Consider the following 19,165-nt stretch of genomic DNA (forward strand, 5'->3'; position numbering starts at 1 on the left):
GCGAATAGATCTGCGCGCTAATCGCCATCTGCCTCTGCTCACGCTGCGTTGCCGACGGTGGCGGCCACGGCCGCCGCCCGCCGAATGCTCCACGATACCTCGCTGGTTACCGCGCTCTGCGCGCCATGCCGTCGGTGCCGATCCTGAGCACGGGCTTGCGAGCGATTGATCGCCTCGACCTGGACCGTCGGGCATGGCCTTTGCGACCGGATGGCGCGGCGGGCTGAACGTCGAACGGAACGATCATTCCGATAGCCCGGAAAGATTTGCTTAAATGAGCGCCAATTCAGTAGTTTGCGTTCTCGGTCGTGCGTCTTGATGCGTTTTTCCCGATCAGGATGTAAGAAAGCGGCAACCGACTTTATCAAAGCCCCAAAAAGGTATTCGGCGCTCCCTTCAATGCGAATCTGACCGGATGTTGATCCTCGCCATCGATACTGCCCTCGACCATTGCGCGGCTGCCGTTCTGGACACTGATTCGGCCGCGATGCGCGCCGAGGAAACGCTGCCGATGAAGCGCGGCCACGCCGAGGCGCTGATGCCGCTGATCGCGCGCGTGATGCGCCAGTCGGGCGTCGGCTTCCACGAGCTCGACCGCATCGCGGTAACGACGGGTCCTGGTAGTTTCACCGGGCTGCGCGTCGGCCTCTCCGCCGCGCGCGGCATTGCATTGGCGGCGCACAAGCCGGTCGTCGGCGTCACCACGCTCTCGGCCTACGCCGCACCCATCGTCAGCGAAGACCGTACCAACCCGGTGATCTCGGCGATCGATGCCCGGCACGACCATGTCTACTACCAAGTCGTGAGCGGCAGCGGCGAAGAGCTGGTCGCGCCTCAGGTCGCTGCGATCGACGACATCTTGGCGGTCGCGCGGCTCGGCGCCCCGCACCTCGTCGGCAACGCCGCAGCGCTGCTGGCCGAACGGTGGCCTCCGGAAGCCGCCGCGCCAGTTGCGGTCGACTCGCAAAACGGACCCGACATATCCTGGGTTGCCTGGCTCGGCGCGGCCGCGGACCCGGCGCACGCGCCGGCGCGGCCGTTCTATCTGCGCGCGCCCGACGTCAAGCCGCCTGCCGGCGCGGCGCGCGCGCCGGCGCAGACGGCCGTCTCGTCATGAACATGTTCTTCCGCTGGCTCGGCAGCCCCAAACCGTTGATCGAAGCGGCCGCGCCGCGCGACGCCGCCAGGCTCGCCCAGATCCACGCCGCCTCGTTTCACCGCGGCTGGGGCGAAGGCGAGTTCGAGGCCATGCTGGCCGAGCGCAACACCATGATCCATCGGCTGCGGCTCGGGCGGAAACTCGTCGGCCTCATCGTCTCGCGAATCGGCGCGGACGAAGCGGAAATATTGTCGGTTGCACTTGACCCAAATCAGCGCGGCCGCGGATTTTCTCGTGATCTGCTGCTGCAGCATCTCGGGCACCTCGCGGGGCGCGGGGTCCGGACGGTCTTTCTCGAAGTGGAGGAAAACAACCAGCCGGCCCGCCGACTCTATGAACGCGCCGGATTTGCGACCGTGGGCCGTCGGGAACGCTATTACCTTCAGCCCGGCGGGGAACAGTTGAATGCGCTTCTGATGCGCCGGGACTTGTCGTAACCTGCGCTTGGTGGCAGAAAGCGCATCCTTGAGGCGAGACACGATGACCTCCTTGAAAACCACGCCAGCGCTCAATTCCACGGGAATCGAGGCCCGCTGTGCCGCCACCGGCATGCGCATGACCGAGCAGCGCCGCGTCATTGCCCGCGTGCTCGCGGAAGCCTGCGACCATCCCGACGTCGAGGAGTTGTACCGGCGCTGCGTCGCCGTCGACGACAAGATCTCGATCTCCACGGTCTATCGCACCGTGAAGCTGTTCGAGGATGCCGGCATCATCGAGCGCCACGATTTCCGCGAGGGCCGCGCCCGCTACGAGCAGATGCGCGACAGCCATCATGATCATCTGATCAATCTGCGCGACGGCAAGGTGATCGAGTTCACCTCCGAGGAAATCGAGAAGCTGCAGGCCGAGATCGCCCGCAAGCTCGGCTACAAGCTGGTCGACCACCGGCTGGAGCTGTATTGCGTGCCCCTCGACGAAGAGACGAATGGCTGACGCAGCGCCGGCTTCCAGCTTCGATCTCGTCATTTTCGATTGCGATGGCGTGCTGGTCGACAGCGAGGTGATCTCCTGTCAGACCCACGCCGACGTGCTCAGCCTGTGCGGCTATCCGATCACGACCGAGCAGGTGTTCGCGCGGTTCCTGGGCCGCTCCCTGAAACAGGCGAAGCTTGAGGTCGAGGCCGAGCTCGGCCACAGCCTGCCCGACGATTTCAACCCGAAACTGCAGGACCGCCTGTTCCGCGCCTTCGAGCAGGACCTCACGGCGATCGACGGGATCACGGAGGCGCTCGACACCATCGACGTGCCGGTCTGCGTCGCCTCCTCCGGATCGCACCAACGCATGCGCGTCAGCCTTGGCGCCACCCGGCTCTACGATCGCCTCGCCCCGCACATCTTCTCGTCCTCCCAGGTCGAGAACGGCAAGCCCGCGCCCGATCTGTTCCTGTTCGCCGCAGCGCAGATGAGGGCACGTCCCGGGGCCTGCGTGGTGGTCGAGGATAGCTTGGCCGGCATCCGGGGCGGTGTCGCCGCCGGCATGACGGTGCTCGGGTTCCATGGCGGAAGCCACTGCCGGCCTGGGCACGCCGACAATCTGCGCGCGGCCGGCGCCACCCTGGTTTTCGACGACATGCGGCAGCTGCCGGCGATTCTGGGCCGGCTGTCCGAGAAAAAGCCAGCGGTCGCTGGATTTTCGGCCCCCTAGCCTATATTTGAGCGCGGCGCCGCGTTGGCGCGCCTCCGACTGCATGCAAGGGTTCATGACGCCGCCGCGCAAGCTGCACATCAAGTCCTATGGCTGCCAGATGAATGTCTACGATGCCCAGCGCATGGTGGACACGCTGGGATCCGAGGGCTTCGTCGAGACCGCCGAGGCCGGCGACGCCGATCTCGTGATCCTCAACACCTGCCACATCCGCGAGAAGGCCTCCGAGAAGGTCTATTCGGAACTCGGGCGGCTGCGGGTCGCGAAGGAGGACGCCGCAAGGGCCGGCCGGACGATGCAGATCGCCGTGGCCGGCTGCGTGGCTCAGGCGGAAGGCGAGGAGATCATCGCCCGCGCCCCCACCGTCGACGTCGTGGTCGGCCCACAGAGCTACCACCATCTGCCGCAGCTCCTGGCCCAGGCCCGCCGCGGCGAGCGCGCCATCGAGACCGAATTCCCGGCCCAGGACAAGTTTGGCTTCCTGGCGAAGCCCAGCCGCGAGGCGATCCGCGCCCGCGGCGTCTCGGCCTTCGTCACCGTGCAGGAGGGCTGCGACAAGTTCTGCACCTTCTGCGTGGTGCCGTATACACGCGGCAGCGAGATGTCGCGCGCAGTGGCGCGCATTGTCGACGACGTGACGCAGCTCGCCGAGAACGGCGTTCGCGAGATCACCCTGATCGGCCAGAACGTCAACGCCTATCACGGCGAAGGCCCTGACGGCCGGCCCTGGACGCTGGGGCGGCTGCTCTACAGGATCGCCGAGATTCCGGGCGTGGCGCGGCTTCGCTACTCGACCAGCCATCCCAACGACGTCGACGACAGCCTGATCGCGGCGCATCGCGATCTCGGAGCGGTGATGCCGTTCGTGCATCTTCCGGTTCAGTCGGGATCCGACCGAATCCTGAATGCCATGAACCGCAAACACACTGCGTCCGATTACCGGGATGTCGTCGACCGTTTTCGCGCCGCCCGTCACGACATTGCATTCTCTTCGGATTTCATCGTCGGGTTCCCGGGCGAGACCGAGGAAGATTTTCGCGCCACCCTCGCGCTGATCGATCAAATCGGATACGCTGCAGCCTATTCGTTCAAGTATTCGCCGCGTCCGGGAACCCCGGCAGCGGACATGCAGGAGATGGTGTCAGCGACCGAGATGGACGAGCGATTGGAGCGCCTCCAGAGCTTGATCGACAGCCAGCAAGCAGCCTTCAACAAGGCCGCGATCGGCCAGGTCGTCGACGTGCTGTTCGAGCGCGCGGCGCGCAAGCCCGGACAGCTGGTCGGACGGACCGCGTATCTGCAGCCGGCCCACGTCATGGCCTCCGACGACATCATCGGTCAGGTTCTGCCGGTGCGGATCGACAGCCTCGAACGCTACAGCCTGCTCGGCGAGCTCGTCACGGCCGCGCCGGCAGCGATCTCCCCCACGCCCCTTGTATCCATCGGAGGCTGAGCACTTGCCCAAGAGCGCATCGGATTCGTCTTCCCTCGCTCCCAGCCGCAAGTTCGACCGCGACATGTCCATGCCTCCCGAGACCCAGGTCGTCATCGATTTCGACGACAACCGCGCCGCTTCCGCCCTGGTCGGCCCCTACGGCCAGAATCTGGCCCTGGTGGAGCGTAGGCTCGGCGTCGTCGTCGATTCCCGCGGCAACCACATCACCATCGGCGGCAGCCGCGACGGCTGCGATGCCGCGCGGCGCGTGCTCGAATCGCTCTATGCGCAGGCCGTCAAGGGCCAGGATCTGGCGCAGGGCGACGTCGAGGGCGCGATCCGCGCCGTGGTGGCGCAAGGCTCGCTGTTCGAGTTCGACGCCAAGAACGCCAAGAACGCGTTCGAGAGCATCAACCTGCGCAAGCGCCCGGTGCGCGCCCGCACCGCCGCGCAGGATTCCTACATCCGCGCGCTGAAGCGCCACGAGCTCGTGTTCGGCATCGGCCCGGCCGGCACCGGCAAGACCTGGCTTGCGGTCGCGCATGCGGCGCAGCTGTTCGAGCGCAAGGAAGTCGACCGCATCATCCTCTCGCGCCCGGCGGTCGAAGCTGGCGAGCGGCTCGGCTTCCTGCCTGGTGACCTCCGCGAGAAGGTCGATCCCTATCTGCGTCCGATCTACGACGCGCTGTACGATCTGATGGATGCGCGCATCGTCGAACGCGCGCTGCAGGCCGGCGAGATCGAGATCGCGCCGCTCGCCTTCATGCGCGGGCGCACCTTGACCAATGCCGCGATCATTCTCGACGAGGCGCAGAACACGACGTCGATGCAGATGAAGATGTTCCTCACGCGTCTGGGCGAGAACAGCCGCATGATCATCACCGGCGATCCGTCCCAGATCGATCTGCCGAACGGCCAGACGTCGGGCCTTGCCGAGGCCGCGCGGCTGCTCGACGGCGTCGAAGGGATCGCACAGGTCAGGTTCACCGGCGAGGACGTCATTCGCCACGAATTGGTGGCGCGTATCGTCGCCGCCTATGAGAGCCCAAAGGCGCGCTGACCCCCGGAGCAAGCTCGCCGATCGGCGCATGATCCGAGCGCCATCCGCACAGAACGACCAGGATGCCACAAAGTCCCATTCCAACCACCGAGGTGATCGTCGCAGCCGACTGCTGGCAGGACCAGCCCGACGCCGAGGAGGTCATACATCGCGCCATCGTCGCCGCCGCTGAGACGGTCGACGCGGACGTCGGAGACGCCGAGATCGCGGTGATGCTGACGGACGACGACGGCATCCGCACCCTGAACAGCAATTGGCGCGGCATCGACAAGCCGACCAACGTGCTGTCGTTTCCGGCGCTGCAGCCGACCGGGCCGCGCGGCGAGGACGACGCACCGCGCATGCTCGGCGACATCGCCATCGCCTACGAGACGATGCGGCGCGAGGCCGACGAGGAGCAGAAGCCGTTCGCGCACCATTTGAGCCATCTGACCGTACACGGATTCCTGCATCTCGTCGGCTACGATCACGAGACCGATGACGAGGCCGAGGAGATGGAAGCGCTCGAGCGCGAGATCCTCGCCCATCTCGGCATCCCCGATCCCTATGCCGACCGGGAGCGGACGAATTGATCATGGCCGACTCCGAACCCATTCACGACAATCCGCGCAACACGCGCAATCTTCCGGCCGTGGTGCCGGCATCCGAGCTCGGCCGCTCGCCGAGCGAGAATTGGCTCCTGCGCGCGCTGCGTAATCTGTTCGGATGGAAGGGCGGCGGATCGGTGCGCGACGATCTGCAGGTCGTGCTCGACGCCTCGACACCCGACGACATCGGCTTCTCCGCGGTCGAGCGCACGCTCCTGCGCAACATCCTCGATCTGCACGAGCGGCGGATCGCCGACGTCATGGTGCATCGCGCCGACATCGTCGCGGTCAGGCGCGACATCACGCTCGGCGAGCTGATGAGCCTGTTCGAGAGCGCCTCGCATTCACGGCTCGTGGTCTACAACGACACGCTCGATGATCCCGAGGGCATGGTGCATATCCGCGACCTGCTCGCCTTCACCACCGCGCAGGCGCGCGTCTCGGACGAGGTGAAGGCGCGGCGCAAGAAGCCGCTGCCGGCCGGTCTCGACCTGAAGGCCGTCGACCTGTCGATGCCGCTGTTCGAGGCCAACATCATCCGCAAGCTGCTCTATGTGCCGCCGTCGATGCGCGCGATCGACCTGCTCGCGCAGATGCAGGCCTCGCGCATCCATCTGGCGCTGGTCGTCGACGAATATGGCGGCACCGACGGGCTGGTCTCGATCGAGGACATCGTCGAGCAGATCGTCGGCGAGATCGACGACGAGCACGACAGCGACGAGCCGCCGGCGATCGTGCGGCAGGCCGACAACGCCTTCATCGCGGACGCCCGCGCCAGCCTCGACGACGTGCGCCGGGTGATCGGCGAGGAGTTCGTGACCGGAGAGGCAGGCGAAGGGGTGGAGACGCTCGGCGGATATCTCGTCAATCATGTCGGCCGGCTGCCGGTGCGCGGCGAGTTGATCTCCGGCCCCGGCAATTTCGAGGTCGAGGTGCTCGATGCCGATCCGCGCCGGGTCAAGCGGCTGCGCATCGCGCCGCGCAAGGAGCGTCCCACACCCCGCCCGCCGCGCGAGAGCCGGCGCCGCGAAATGGCGCCGGAAGCGACCCCGCCGGACACGGACGTCCCGGCCGAGCCGCCGCCGGCAGAGGCCGGCCCGGCGCCGGGCCATGACGATAGCAGCCCGCCACGCGGCGACGGAGCCAGCTCACAGTGATCCGCCCATCGACGATTCGCGGCCTCGCCATCGGCGTTGTCCTGGCCTGGGGCTGGAAGCGCGCGGGGATCGCGCTCGCCGCCGGCGCGCTCTCCTCGCTTGCGATGGCTCCGTTCAACGCCTGGCCGGTGCTTGCGATCACCTTCCCGGTGCTGGTCTGGCTGATCGATGGTGCGGCGGCGGGACGGCGGCGCGGCATCCCGGCTGCCGCCTTCAGCGGCTTCTGCTTCGGCATGGGCTATTTCGTGCCCGGCCTGTACTGGATCGGCAACGCGTTCCTGGTCGATGCCGACACCTTCGCCTGGCTGATGCCGTTCGCCGTGCTGGGCCTGCCGGCGTATCTCGCGCTGTTTCCAGCCCTGGGCTTCGCATTGGCGCGGTTGATCTGGACGCGTGGTGCAACCCGTATCCTGGCGCTCGCCGTCTGCCTGACCGCGAGCGAATGGCTCCGCGGCCACGCGCTGACCGGCTTCCCCTGGAACACGTTCGGCTATGCCCTGTCGCAGCCGCTCGCGCTGGCGCAGGCGACGTCGCTGATCGGGATCTGGGGCATGACGTTCCTGGCGATCGCGATCTTTGCCAGCCCTGCGGTGCTGATCGACGGCAAGACCTGGCGCGAGCGCTGGCGGGTGCCGGCCGCAGCGGCCGCCTTGCTGGTGGTGATGGGCGTGTTCGGCGTCATCCGGATCGGCCTGCATCCGACCGCCTTCGTCGCCGGTCTCAAGCTGCGGATCATGCAGCCGAACCTGCAGCAGGACGTCAAATTCAACTATGGCGCCAAGGCCGACGTCATGCGCCGCTATCTGGCGCTGTCGGATCGCGCCTCCGGTCCGACAGCCACCGGTGTCCGCGACACCAATGTCCTGATCTGGCCGGAATCGGCGTTCCCGTTCTTCCTGACCCGCGAGGCGGACGCGATGGGCCAGATCGCCGACCTGCTGTCGCCGGGCGCGGTGCTGATCACCGGTTCGGTCCGCGCCCCCGACGAGCCTCGGAACGTTCCCATCACCCGGGCCTACAATTCGATCTACGTGATCGACCACGACGGCACCGTGCTGTCGGTCTACGACAAGCTCCATCTGGTCCCGTTCGGCGAGTTCCTGCCGTTCCAGACTCTGCTGGAGCGGATCGGGCTCGAGCAGCTGACGCGGGTGCAGGGCGGTTTCATCCCGGGCACGGCGCGACGCAACCTGGACGTGCCACACGCCCCGCGTGTTCTTCCTTTGATCTGCTACGAGGCGATATTTCCGAGTGACAGCGTGCCGAGCGAAGAACGCCCGGGCTGGATCGTCAACTTGACCAACGACGGATGGTTCGGCATTTCGACCGGTCCTCATCAGCATCTGCAGCAGGCGCAGTGGCGCGCGATCGAGCAAGGACTTCCATTAGTTCGATCTGCGAACACCGGCATCTCTGCAGTGATCGATCCCGTCGGCCGTATCGTTAAGCAATTGCCACTCGGTGCAGAGGGCGTGCTGGATTCCGCGCTGCCTGTTGCGTTGCAGCCGACAGTCTATGCAAAGCTCGGCGACATTCCGGTTGCGATTCTGTTAGTGATCGCCCTGAGCACCGTCGTTCGCAGACGTGTTGCTCAAAAGCTTCCCTGACGACAGCAAGATCTCGATTCTTTCCGGGTCCGTAAGATTTTTTTTGACAAGCAAAACCCCAAGTGTTGACAGATAGCTGCTGCAATTCGCATTCTCGCGCGGCAGCATGAGCCGTCCAGATCGTTGCTCGGCCGTCTTCGTTAGTACGCATGCGAACAGAAATTGACGGTGTGAGCGCCTGAGGCATACTGCGACCGCCTCGTTCCGAGGCCCATTCTAAGGAGTTGAGAGATGTCGACGAAAGCGCCCAACCCTGTTGACAAGCATGTCGGCAGCCGGGTGCGGATGCGCCGTATCATGTTGGGCATGAGCCAGGAAAAACTTGGTGAGGCTCTCGGACTCACGTTCCAGCAGATACAGAAGTACGAAAAAGGCACCAATCGAGTCGGCGCCAGCCGGATTCAGCAGATCTCGGAGGTTCTGCAGGTCCCGGTCTCCTTCCTGTTCGAAGGGGTCCCGAGTGGCGGGACCAACGGTGAAGCTTTCGGCGAAGGCGCTTCGCCCGCCTATGTGTCTGATTTCCTGGCAACCTCAGAAGGACTGGCGTTGACCCGCGCATTCACGCGGATCCACGATTCAAAGCTTCGTCGCAGCATCGTCGACCTGGTCGAGCAGATCGCTGATCGCGAAGCTCCGGAAGAAGGCTAGCTGATGCGCCGGCGCTGACATTCCTATCGCGATTTCCTCTCATATGAATGTCAGCGCCTCGGGGGGCCATTAGCAGAACGCGTTTTGCGAGCGTCGCGCTGGGCATGCAACGCTTCGCAGGACGAATGGGCCGATAGACAACTTCGATTGCGACCAATAGAGCGCGATGGCTCCCCTTCGGGAAACGCTATCGCGCTCTAAATCGTTTTATGCACATGTGGCCTGGAACTCCGGCGTCCCAGCCGCCAACCCGCCCCGCGACGCGCCAACGCGTCCACCGCCTGCTACCACTTCGTAACCATCGAGAACGATTTACAAAGCTATGACCACCAGCATCAGCCCGTTCGATAGTCGCACAATTCTCGAAGGCATCCGCCAATGGGTCGAGATCGAGACCCCAACCGAGGCGCCTGATCAGGTCAACAAGCTGGCTTCCCTTGTCGCGGATGGCTATCGCGGGCTTGATGCCACGATCGAACGGATCGCCGGACGCGACGGCTGCGGCGACCATCTCATCGCGCGGTCGTCATGGGGACAGGCCGAGCCCGGAATTCTGGTCCTCAGCCATCTCGATACGGTGCACCCGATCGGGTTCATCGCGCGGCTGCCGTTTTCGGTCGACGGTGACGTCGCGTACGGTCCGGGGATCTACGACATGAAGGGCGGCGCGTATCTCGCCTTTCACGCCTTTCGTCAGCTCTGCGCAGGCGGTGAAAAATCGCCGCTCGGCATTACTCATTTGTTCGTCTCGGATGAAGAGATCGGCAGCCCGACCTCGCGCGCGCTGATCGAGGATGAGGGCCGCAAGGCCAAATACGTCCTCGTCACCGAGCCGGCGCGTGACGGCGGCAAGATCGTGACCGGACGCAAGGGCGTGGCGCGGTTCGACGTGGCCATCCGCGGCGTGCCCGCGCATGCCGGCGCGCGTCCACAGGATGGACGCAGTGCGATCCGCGAACTCGCCAACGTCATCCATGCGCTCGAAGCGCTCAACGACCCCGCGCGCGGCATTACCGTGAATGTCGGCGTGGTGCGCGGCGGCACACGTCCCAACGTCATCGCAGAGGAAGCCCATGCGGAGGTGGATGCGCGGCTACCGACGCCAGCCGATGCAGAGGAAATCCTGCCCAAGATCCTGGGGCTGACCTCGCGCAGCGATGGCGTCACGGTTGAAGTCAGCGGCGAGGTGAACCGGCCGCCTTACGTCAAGGGCAACGCCGGCGCGGCCTTGTTCGAGCATGCGAAATCACTGGCCGAAGAGATAGGATTCGAGCTGATCGACACCTATACGGGCGGCGGTTCCGACGGCAATTTCACCGCACCGTTCACGGCGACGCTCGATGGGCTCGGCGTCGACGGCAAGGGCGCGCATACGCATTACGAGCAGATGTACATCTCCTCGATCGAGCCGCGGACAAGGCTGCTCTACCGTCTCTATCAAACCCTGCGATGAGCACCACGATCAACATGCCTGTCGACGACGATCACGCCAGCACCGAGGCCTTGCATGGTCAGGGCTCGTTCTTCGGCCGGCGCAAGGGCCACAAGCTGCGGGCGCATCAGGCCGGCCTGGTCGACAACCTGCTGCCGCACCTCGCGCTCGATCTCGCCGCGCCCGCGGAAGCCGTGCTGCCCACGCTGTACCATCCGCCGGTCGACGCGCTGCGGCTGGAGATCGGGTTTGGCGGCGGCGAGCATCTTGCCGCCGAAGCAAAGGCGTTTCCGACCACCGGCTTCATCGGCTGCGAGCCCTATGTCAACGGCATGGCCAAGATCCTGTCGGCCATCGAGGCCGACAACATCGGCAATATCAGGCTGCTGGCGGGCGATGCCGCCGAGCTGCTGGCCTGGCTGCCGCCGCAGTCGCTGCAGCGGATCGACCTGATCCATCCCGATCCCTGGCCGAAGCGGCGGCACTGGAAGCGGCGTTTCGTGCAGGATGCAACGGTCGCCGCGATGGCGCGCGTCCTGAAGCCCGGCGGCGAGTTCCGCTTCGTCAGCGACATCGCCGACTATTGCGCCTGGACGCTGTGGCATCTGCTGCGTTCGCCCGACTTCGCCTGGACGGCCGAGCGCGCCGACGACTGGCGCCTGCCCTGGCCGGGCTACACCATGACGCGCTACGGACGGAAGGCGACGCGCGAAGGCCGCGTCGCCAACTATCTGATCTTCCGCCGGCGCTGACCGCTATGCCGGCGACGTCGTTCAATGTCGTGTCTTCCAGAACGCGACGATACGCTCGGCGGTCGATGGCAGCAGGCGCGCGTAGTTGACCCTGATCGCATCGATGTCGCGCTGCGCCGGCACGCGTTTCGGTCCGAGGCGCAGCAGGATCAGTGCATGCACGGTGCGCCAGTCGAGCCCGATCGTGCGCCCCAGGATCAGAAGCGGATCGTGACGATCGCCCGACACCAGCCGGTCGAGCGTCGCGATCTTAAGTCCGGTCATTGCGGCGAGCGCCGCGATGACCTCTTCGTATTTGTGCTCGGATGCGAAGCGGAACAGCGCCGACTGGTCCAAGGCGTCGGCTTCATACAGCGACAGGATGGTCCGCTGCGCGGGCACGAAATTGCGCGTGCTGTTCGTTGCGCGCGCCGCATCGGCAAGCTCGGCGAGAGCCTGCTTGATCCTCGCCTGCTTGTCCGGCCGCACGACATCGAACAGCCGCCGCCTGACGACATCGAGCGAGCCGGCCAGCAGTTGTTTCAGATGATCGTCGGAAACATCGTCGCGCCGACCGACCGTGAGGGTCAGCACGCCGTCGGAACTCGCGCGGTGGATCAGCGCGGCGTAGCCGCGCGGGGAAAACGCTGCGCCATCATTGGCAGCGGTCCGCCGCACCACGTCGCGATCACCACGGCGCACCAGCACGTCCGTCATATCAGCCGACAGGCGCGGCCGCTCCGCCATCGCGAGCAGATGACCCTGGCTCTTGTCGCGCGCAATAGTGATGAGCGCGGGATCGTCGAGCACGAGCGAGCGGCGCAACAGCGGACCCGCCACCGCAACCTCGTCGTCGCGCGCGAGCCGGCCGACGACGGCACGTGGCGCCCTGAGGAGCCGCGACAACCGCTCCGCCAGATCGATCCGCGTCGGCAGATCCGCGAACGGGACCAGATCGATCAGGAGACCGTCGAACAGATTGATGTGCTCGGGACGCAGCTTCGTCGCATCCTCGAAGAACAGGTCGGCGATGCGGCGCGTGGCCTCAAGGCCGCGTTCAGCATTGCCATGCCTGACGATCCCGCCGAGGCCGGGGATCAGCGCGGTAGCGGGGGTCATGACGTCTACTCGATACGCAACACGACACGTTTCCGTGCGCTCCGCTCCTTGCGGCATGACGACGGGGCGAAAAGCGCGAACTCAGCTTATTTTTAAGCGATCTTGGTGAATGAAGGGTTAGACCCTGCGGCATTCAGCCGTTGCCGGTCGGGGAAAACGATCCGATCCGCGGTCTCGGCGCGGAATGAATTCCCAGTTCCAGGCCCCGTTTGAGCCGACACGACCCTTGCCGTCAGGCGGCAAAGCGGCTATATGAGCGCCATCAAACATCATCTCATATACGATCGCGTAGTGAGGGTGGGCCCTTCCGGACCCGCTCTTTTTTGTTACCTGGATCGCTCCGCCGCGGGCGGGATCGGTCCGGTGAGCGCGATCGAACAGGCCCCACGGCCCAACCAAGCAAGACACGCGATCGACGCCTCGATGACGGAACCTACGTTCGCAGCCGCTGACACCGACCTCCTGACCGAGCCCCGTCTCGTCGTCGAGCCGGGCGTTGCGGCGCGCGTGGCGGCGGTGGCCGACCCGGTGCTGCAGGGAATGGGGTACCGCCTGGTGCGGATCCGCATTTCGGGCGAAGGTGGTTGCACGGTCCAGGTGATGGCCGAGCGTCCCGACGGCACGATGCAGATCGAGGATTGCGAGGCCGTGTCGCGGGCGCTGTCGCCGGTGCTCGACATCGCCGACCCGATCGACCGCGCCTACCGGCTCGAGATCTCCTCGCCGGGCATCGACCGGCCGCTGGTCCGCCGTTCCGATTTCGCCCGCCACGCCGGTCATCTGGTCAAGATCGAGATGGCGGTGGCACATCAGAACCGCAAACGCTTCCGCGGCATCATCGCCGGCGTCGAAGGCGATGGCGTGCGCATCATCCGCGACGACGTGGCCAAGGACCAGGAGCCGGACGTCGTGCTGCCGATGGCCGACATCGGCGACGCCAAGCTGGTGCTGACCGACGAGCTGATCGCCGAATCCATGCGCCGCGGCAAGGCCGCCGAGCGCGAGAAGAAGCGCGACCTCGGGCTGGCGCCACCGTTGGCGCCGCACGCCAAGCCGGCGGCCCAGGCCAAGCCAAAACCGAAATCGAAGGACAAGCAGCCGGTCAAGAAGCCGCTGCCGACCAACACCAAGAAACATCGCCTCGCCGCCGACCGCGCGCGCAGAGGCGAGATCGATCCTGATTAGAGGAGATTTGAGCCATGGCCGTCAGCGCCAACCGGTTGGAACTGCTGCAGATCGCCGACGCCGTCGCACGCGAAAAGTCGATCGACCGCGGCATCGTGATCGCTGCCATGGAAGACGCGATCGCCAAGGCCGCCCGCGCCCGCTACGGCAGCGAGACCGACGTTCATGCCGAGATCGATCCGAAGAAGGGTGAGCTGCGTCTGTCGCGCCACATGCTGGTGGTCGAGAAGGTCGAGAACCCCTCCAACCAGATCTCGCTGGATGATGCCCGCCGCGCCAATCCGGGCGCGCAGATCGGCGACACCATCGCCGACACCCTGCCGCCGCTGGAATATGGCCGCATCGCCGCACAGTCGGCCAAGCAGGTCATCGTGCAGAAGGTGCGCGAGGCCGAGCGCGACCGGCAGTATCAGGAGTTCAAGGACCGCATCGGCGACATCGTCAACGGCGTCGTCAAGCGCGTCGAATATGGCAGCGTGATCCTCGACCTCGGCCGCGGCGAGGCCATCATCCGCCGCGACGAGATGTTGCCGCGCGAGGTGTTCCGCAACGGCGACCGCGTCCGCGCCTATGTGTTCGACGTCCGCCGCGAGACCCGCGGCCCGCAGATCTTCCTGTCGCGCACCCATCCGCAGTTCATGGCCAAGCTCTTCGCGCAGGAAGTGCCGGAAATCTATGACGGCATCGTCGAGATCAAGGCGGTCGCTCGCGACCCCGGCTCGCGCGCCAAGATCGGCGTCGTGTCGCGCGATTCCTCGGTCGATCCGGTCGGCGCCTGCGTCGGCATGCGCGGCTCGCGCGTGCAGGCCGTGGTGAACGAGCTGCAGGGCGAGAAGATCGACATCATCCCGTGGTCGCCCGACATCGCGACCTTCGTGGTCAACGCGCTGGCGCCGGCTGAAGTCGCCAAGGTCGTCATCGACGAGGACCGCGAGCGCATCGAGGTCGTGGTGCCCGACACCAACAACCAGCTCTCGCTCGCCATCGGCCGCCGCGGCCAGAACGTCCGCCTCGCCTCGCAGCTGACCGGCTGGGACATCGACATTCTGACCGAGCAGGAGGAATCGGAGCGCCGTCAGGCCGACTTCGAGAATTCCACCCGCGTATTCATGGAATCGCTGAACGTCGACGAGGTCGTCGGCCAGCTGCTGGCGTCCGAAGGCTTCACCTCGGTCGAGGAGCTCGCTTTGGTCGACCTCAAGGATCTCGCCGGCATCGAGGGCTTCGACGAGGAGACCGCGACCGAGCTGCAGACCCGCGCCCGCGAATTCCTCGAGCAGCAGGAAGCCGAGCTCGAGGCCAAGCGCAAGGAGCTCGGCGTCGAGGACGCGGTGAAGGATGTGCCCGGCGTGACCACCAAGATGCTGGTCAAGTTCGGCGAGAACGACATCAAGACGGTCGAGGATCTCGCGGGCTGCGCCACCGACGATCTGGTCGGCTGGACCGAGCGCAAGGAGGGCGGCGAAGCCACCAAATTCGCCGGCATTCTCGACGGTCTCGATGTCTCCCGCGACGACGCCGAAGCCATGGTGATGCAGGCTCGCGTCAAGGCCGGCTGGATCAGTGAGGCCGACCTCGCCAAGACCGAAGCGGAAGCCGAGAATGAGGACGAAGCGACCGAAGGACAGCCCGCCTGACCCGTTTGGCTCGCCCCATGGACGGCACGATGACCCCCACCCTGACCCAGCTCGCTTGAGATGAGGAGCCGCATCACCGCATGCTCGCTTTGGCCGACCCCGAGCTCGACAATGGACCGCGGACCGAGAAGTCCGCGACCATGCGCATGTGCGCGGTCAGCCGCGACGTGCGGCCGATCGGCGAGCTGATCCGCTTCGTCGTCGGCCCGTCGGGCGAGGTCGTGCCCGACATCAAGCGCAAGCTGCCCGGTCGGGGATTGTGGATCACCGCCTCGCGCCAGGCGGTTGCGGAGGCGGTGCGGCGTCACCATTTCAGCCGAGGCTTCAAGACCAACGTCCGCGTCCCGCCGACCCTTGCCGAAGACCTGGAAGCCTTGCTGGCCCGCAGCGCGATCGAAGCGCTGGGGATTGCCGCCAAGGCCGGCCAGGTCGTCTCCGGTTTCTCCAAGGTGGAAGCGGCGCTGTCGCAGCGGCAATCGCGGTCGACATTGGCTGCCCTCGTCCATGCCGCGGATGGCGCAGCCGACGGGATCCGCAAGCTCGACGCGCTGGTGCGGCCGAACGACGGGGACCAGGGCCAAGCCCCGACAATTCCGATCATCTGCTGTCTCACTTCGGCAGAATTGGATTTGGCACTTGGGCGCTCAAATGTGATACATGCTGCCGTGCTCGCAGGCCCGGCGAGCAGGACATTCCTGTCGCGCAGCCAGACACTGGTCCGATACCGGTCGGCCGACGCTGACAAGATTGCCGGAACCGCGGCCACGAAATCTGCTTCGACTTCGAAGACATAGCACTTTGAAGCCATAGCTACGAAGACATCGCGACGATTGCACGAATGAGACGGTGCGGTAGCCCGCACGCTGGTAACGAGATTAGGACGACTGAATGGCCGACAACAACACTCCGGGCGACAAGAAACTGAGTGTCCCGAGCAAGACCTTGACGCTGAAGCCGCGCGTCGAGACCGGCACGGTACGCCAGAGCTTCCCACATGGCCGGAGCAAGCAGGTGGTGGTCGAGAAGCGCGGCAAGCGCCGCGTCGGCGATGGGGGGCCCGATGCTCCGCATGCGCCGGAGCCGACCGTCGCCAAGGCGCCGCCGCCCCCGCCATCGCCGCGCTCATCCGGACCGCGCCCATCCGGCTCGTCGCAGCGCGGCGGATCCGGGGTCGTGTTGCGCACCCTGACGGAGGACGAGCGGTCGGCGCGCGCCAGCGCGTTGGCCGATGCCCGCGTGCGCGACATCGAGGAACGCCGCCAGGCCGAAGAGGAAGCGCGCCGCCGTGCCGAGCGCGAAGCCGCCGAACGCGCCGAGCGCGAGGCTGCCGAGGCGCGCCGCAAGGCCGAGGAAGAGCGGCACCGCCACGAAGAGGAAGCCAAGCGCAAGGCCGAGCTCGAGGCCAAGAAGCGGTTCGGCGAAGGCGAGGCGCCCCGTCCGGCGACATCCGCGCCGCAGCCCGCGGCGACCGCACCGGCCCGCTCGACGCCCGCCCCCGGCAGGCCCGTCGGCGCACCGGGCAGCCGGCCGCAGCAGATTGGTGGTCCGAGCTCGCGGCCCGGCGGCGCTCAGCCGGCGGGCGCACGCCCGGCAGGCGCCCGTCCTGCCGCCGGCGGTCCGCTCGGCCGCGCGCCAGCGGCGGTTGCCGCCGGTCCGGACGAGGATGAGGGTCCGCGCCAGATCCGCAGGGGTCCCGGCGGAGCCGCACGTCCTGCACCGCCGCCGAAGACCACGCACAAGCCGGGTCCGCAGAAGCAGCGCGGCCGCCTGACGGTGGTCACGGCACTGACGGCCGACGATGTGCGCGAGCGCTCGATCGCCTCGTTCCGCCGCCGCACGCAGCGCCTGAAGGGCCATGCCGCCAACGAGCAGAAGGAGAAGCTCGTCCGCGAGGTGACGATTCCGGAAGCCATCACCATCCAGGAGCTGGCGAACCGCATGTCGGAGCGCGCGGTCGACGTGATCCGTCTGCTGATGCGCCAGGGCGCGATGCACAAGATCACCGACGTGATCGATGCCGACACCGCGCAGCTGATCGCCGAGGAGCTCGGCCACAGCGTCAAGCGCGTCGCGGCGTCCGACGTCGAAGAGGGTTTGTTCGACGTCGTCGACGATTCGACCGACACCGAGCCGCGCTCGCCGGTCGTGACCGTGATGGGCCACGTCGACCACGGCAAGACCTCGCTGCTCGACGCGCTGCGTCACGCCAACGTGGTCTCGGGCGAAGCCGGCGGCATCACCCAGCACATCGGCGCCTATCAGGTGACCGCGCCGGATTCCGGCAAGAAGATCACCTTCATCGACACGCCCGGCCACGCCGCGTTCACCGCGATGCGCGCCCGCGGCGCCAAGGTCACCGACATCGTGGTGCTGGTGGTCGCGGCCGATGACGGCGTGATGCCGCAGACGATCGAGGCCATCAACCACGCCAAGGCGGCGAAGGTGCCGATGATCGTCGCGATCAACAAGATCGACAAGCCCGACGCCCGTCCCGAGCGCGTCCGCACCGAGCTGCTCCAGCACGAGGTGCAGGTCGAATCGCTCGGCGGCGAGGTCGTCGACGTCGAGGTGTCCGCCAAGAACAAGACCAACCTCGATCGTCTGCTCGAGATGATCGCGCTGCAGGCCGACATTCTCGACCTCAAGACCAATTCGGATCGCCCGGCCGAAGGCACCGTGATCGAAGCCAAGCTCGATCGTGGCCGCGGCCCGGTCGCCACCGTGCTGGTCCAGCGCGGCACGTTGCGGGTCGGCGACATCATCGTCGCCGGCGCCGAGATGGGCCGCGTCCGCGCGCTGATCTCGGATCAGGGTGAGACATTGCAGGAGGCAGGCCCGTCGGTGCCGGTCGAGGTGCTCGGCTTCAACGGTCCGCCGGAAGCCGGCGATCGTCTCGCCGTCGTCGAGAACGAAGCCCGTGCCCGCCAGGTCACCAGCTATCGCGCGCACCAGAAGCGCGAGAACGCGGCAGCCTCGATCTCCGGCATGCGCGGTTCGCTCGAACAGATGATGTCGCAATTGAAGACTGCGGGCCGCAAGGAATTCCCGCTGGTCATCAAGGCCGACGTGCAGGGCTCGCTGGAAGCCATTCTCGGCTCGCTGGAGAAGCTCGGCACCGAGGAGGTCGCCGCCCGCATCCTGCATGCCGGCGTCGGCGGCATCAGCGAGTCCGACGTGACGCTGGCCGAAGGCTTCAACGCCGCGATCATCGGCTTCTCGGTACGAGCCAACAAGGAAGCGGCCGCGCTCGCCAAGCGCAACGGCATCGAGATCCGTTACTACAACATCATCTACGACCTCGTGGATGACGTGAAGAAGGCGATGAGCGGTCTCCTGGCCCCCACGCTTCGGGAAACCATGCTCGGCAATGCGCAGATCCTGGAGGTGTTCAACATCTCCAAGGTCGGCAAGGTCGCCGGCTGCCGCGTCACCGACGGCACCGTGGAGCGCGGCGCCAATGTCCGCCTGATCCGCGACAACGTCGTGGTTCACGAGGGCAAGCTGTCGACCCTGAAGCGCTTCAAGGACGAAGTGAAGGAAGTGCAGGCCGGCCAGGAATGCGGCATGGCCTTCGAGAGCTACGGCGACATGCGTGTCGGCGACGTCATCGAGTGTTATCGCGTGGAGACCATCCAGCGCTCGCTGTAAGTCCGAATCCTACAGAGCGCGCTGCAATTCGAGTGAGCAGCGATTCCGTGCGCATGCGGAATCGCTGCGTCCCTTGAACTTAACGAAGCATCGTTGAACTCAATCAGAATGATCC

The 19,165-nt window shown here is 66.2% G+C and carries 17 protein-coding genes; 16 read left to right on the forward strand and 1 reads right to left on the reverse strand.

Going from position 1 to position 19,165, the window contains the following annotated elements; translation table 11 throughout:
- The first annotated feature begins 415 nt into the window (after positions 1-415).
- From tsaB to QX070_RS05455, 12 genes are all read left to right on the forward strand, one after another.
- A complete protein-coding gene (gene tsaB / locus QX070_RS05400; protein ID WP_315735569.1) occupies positions 416-1,117 on the forward strand; it encodes a tRNA (adenosine(37)-N6)-threonylcarbamoyltransferase complex dimerization subunit type 1 TsaB in 702 nt (233 codons plus the stop codon).
- The gene (gene rimI, locus QX070_RS05405; RefSeq protein WP_315735571.1) at positions 1,114-1,596 is read left to right on the forward strand and encodes a ribosomal protein S18-alanine N-acetyltransferase; all 483 of its coding nucleotides are present in this window, start codon (positions 1,114-1,116) and stop codon (positions 1,594-1,596) included. Before tsaB ends, rimI begins: the two co-directional genes overlap by 4 nt.
- A gap of 43 nt (positions 1,597-1,639) precedes the next feature.
- Complete coding sequence (locus QX070_RS05410; protein WP_315716937.1) at positions 1,640-2,092, forward strand: Fur family transcriptional regulator; 453 nt, start codon at positions 1,640-1,642, stop codon at positions 2,090-2,092.
- Positions 2,085-2,804, forward strand: coding sequence for an HAD family hydrolase (locus QX070_RS05415; RefSeq protein WP_315735574.1), 720 nt, complete (start codon positions 2,085-2,087; stop codon positions 2,802-2,804). Before QX070_RS05410 ends, QX070_RS05415 begins: the two co-directional genes overlap by 8 nt.
- A gap of 55 nt (positions 2,805-2,859) precedes the next feature.
- Entirely contained in the window at positions 2,860-4,257 is a 1,398-nt protein-coding gene (gene miaB, locus QX070_RS05420; protein ID WP_315735576.1) for a tRNA (N6-isopentenyl adenosine(37)-C2)-methylthiotransferase MiaB, read from the forward strand.
- Between the two features lie 64 nt (positions 4,258-4,321).
- The gene (locus QX070_RS05425; RefSeq protein WP_315735578.1) at positions 4,322-5,299 is read left to right on the forward strand and encodes a PhoH family protein; all 978 of its coding nucleotides are present in this window, start codon (positions 4,322-4,324) and stop codon (positions 5,297-5,299) included.
- A 62-nt stretch (positions 5,300-5,361) separates the two neighbouring features.
- Positions 5,362-5,871, forward strand: coding sequence for an rRNA maturation RNase YbeY (gene ybeY, locus QX070_RS05430; protein WP_315735580.1), 510 nt, complete (start codon positions 5,362-5,364; stop codon positions 5,869-5,871).
- Between the two features lie 2 nt (positions 5,872-5,873).
- The gene (locus tag QX070_RS05435) at positions 5,874-7,043 is read left to right on the forward strand and encodes a hemolysin family protein (RefSeq protein WP_315735582.1); all 1,170 of its coding nucleotides are present in this window, start codon (positions 5,874-5,876) and stop codon (positions 7,041-7,043) included.
- Positions 7,040-8,650, forward strand: coding sequence for an apolipoprotein N-acyltransferase (gene lnt / locus QX070_RS05440; protein WP_315735584.1), 1,611 nt, complete (start codon positions 7,040-7,042; stop codon positions 8,648-8,650). The genes QX070_RS05435 and lnt overlap by 4 nt, the downstream gene beginning before the upstream one ends.
- Positions 8,651-8,881: 231 nt before the next feature.
- Complete coding sequence (locus QX070_RS05445; protein WP_006615449.1) at positions 8,882-9,298, forward strand: helix-turn-helix domain-containing protein; 417 nt, start codon at positions 8,882-8,884, stop codon at positions 9,296-9,298.
- Positions 9,299-9,620: 322 nt separating this feature from the next.
- Positions 9,621-10,751, forward strand: a complete 1,131-nt coding sequence (locus tag QX070_RS05450) for a M20 family metallopeptidase (protein WP_315735586.1) — start codon at positions 9,621-9,623, stop codon at positions 10,749-10,751.
- Entirely contained in the window at positions 10,748-11,482 is a 735-nt protein-coding gene (locus tag QX070_RS05455; RefSeq protein ID WP_315735588.1) for a tRNA (guanine(46)-N(7))-methyltransferase TrmB, read from the forward strand. Before QX070_RS05450 ends, QX070_RS05455 begins: the two co-directional genes overlap by 4 nt.
- Before the next feature lie 21 nt (positions 11,483-11,503).
- On the opposite strand, the gene QX070_RS05460 is transcribed toward QX070_RS05455, so the two are convergent.
- Positions 11,504-12,580: a DUF2336 domain-containing protein gene (locus QX070_RS05460; RefSeq protein WP_315735590.1), complete on the reverse strand. Its 1,077-nt coding sequence runs from the start codon at positions 12,578-12,580 to the stop codon at positions 11,504-11,506.
- A gap of 423 nt (positions 12,581-13,003) precedes the next feature.
- On the opposite strand from QX070_RS05460, the gene rimP reads away from it, so the two are divergent.
- The 4 genes from rimP to infB all read left to right on the forward strand — a co-directional run bounded on the left by rimP (position 13,004) and on the right by infB (position 19,050).
- Positions 13,004-13,765: a ribosome maturation factor RimP gene (gene rimP, locus QX070_RS05465; protein WP_315735592.1), complete on the forward strand. Its 762-nt coding sequence runs from the start codon at positions 13,004-13,006 to the stop codon at positions 13,763-13,765.
- Between the two features lie 14 nt (positions 13,766-13,779).
- Positions 13,780-15,402 carry a transcription termination factor NusA gene (gene nusA, locus QX070_RS05470; RefSeq protein WP_315735594.1) on the forward strand — a complete coding sequence of 541 codons (1,623 nt, stop codon included), beginning with the start codon at positions 13,780-13,782 and terminating at the stop codon, positions 15,400-15,402.
- Between the two features lie 80 nt (positions 15,403-15,482).
- On the forward strand, positions 15,483-16,196 hold the full coding sequence (locus tag QX070_RS05475; protein WP_315735596.1) for an RNA-binding protein: 714 nt from the start codon (positions 15,483-15,485) through the stop codon (positions 16,194-16,196).
- A gap of 94 nt (positions 16,197-16,290) precedes the next feature.
- Positions 16,291-19,050 carry a translation initiation factor IF-2 gene (infB, locus tag QX070_RS05480; RefSeq protein ID WP_315735598.1) on the forward strand — a complete coding sequence of 920 codons (2,760 nt, stop codon included), beginning with the start codon at positions 16,291-16,293 and terminating at the stop codon, positions 19,048-19,050.
- The last annotated feature ends 115 nt before the right edge of the window (positions 19,051-19,165 follow it).

The organism is Bradyrhizobium sp. SZCCHNR1093, assembly GCF_032381175.1.
Classification (GTDB): Bacteria; Pseudomonadota; Alphaproteobacteria; order Rhizobiales; family Xanthobacteraceae; genus Bradyrhizobium.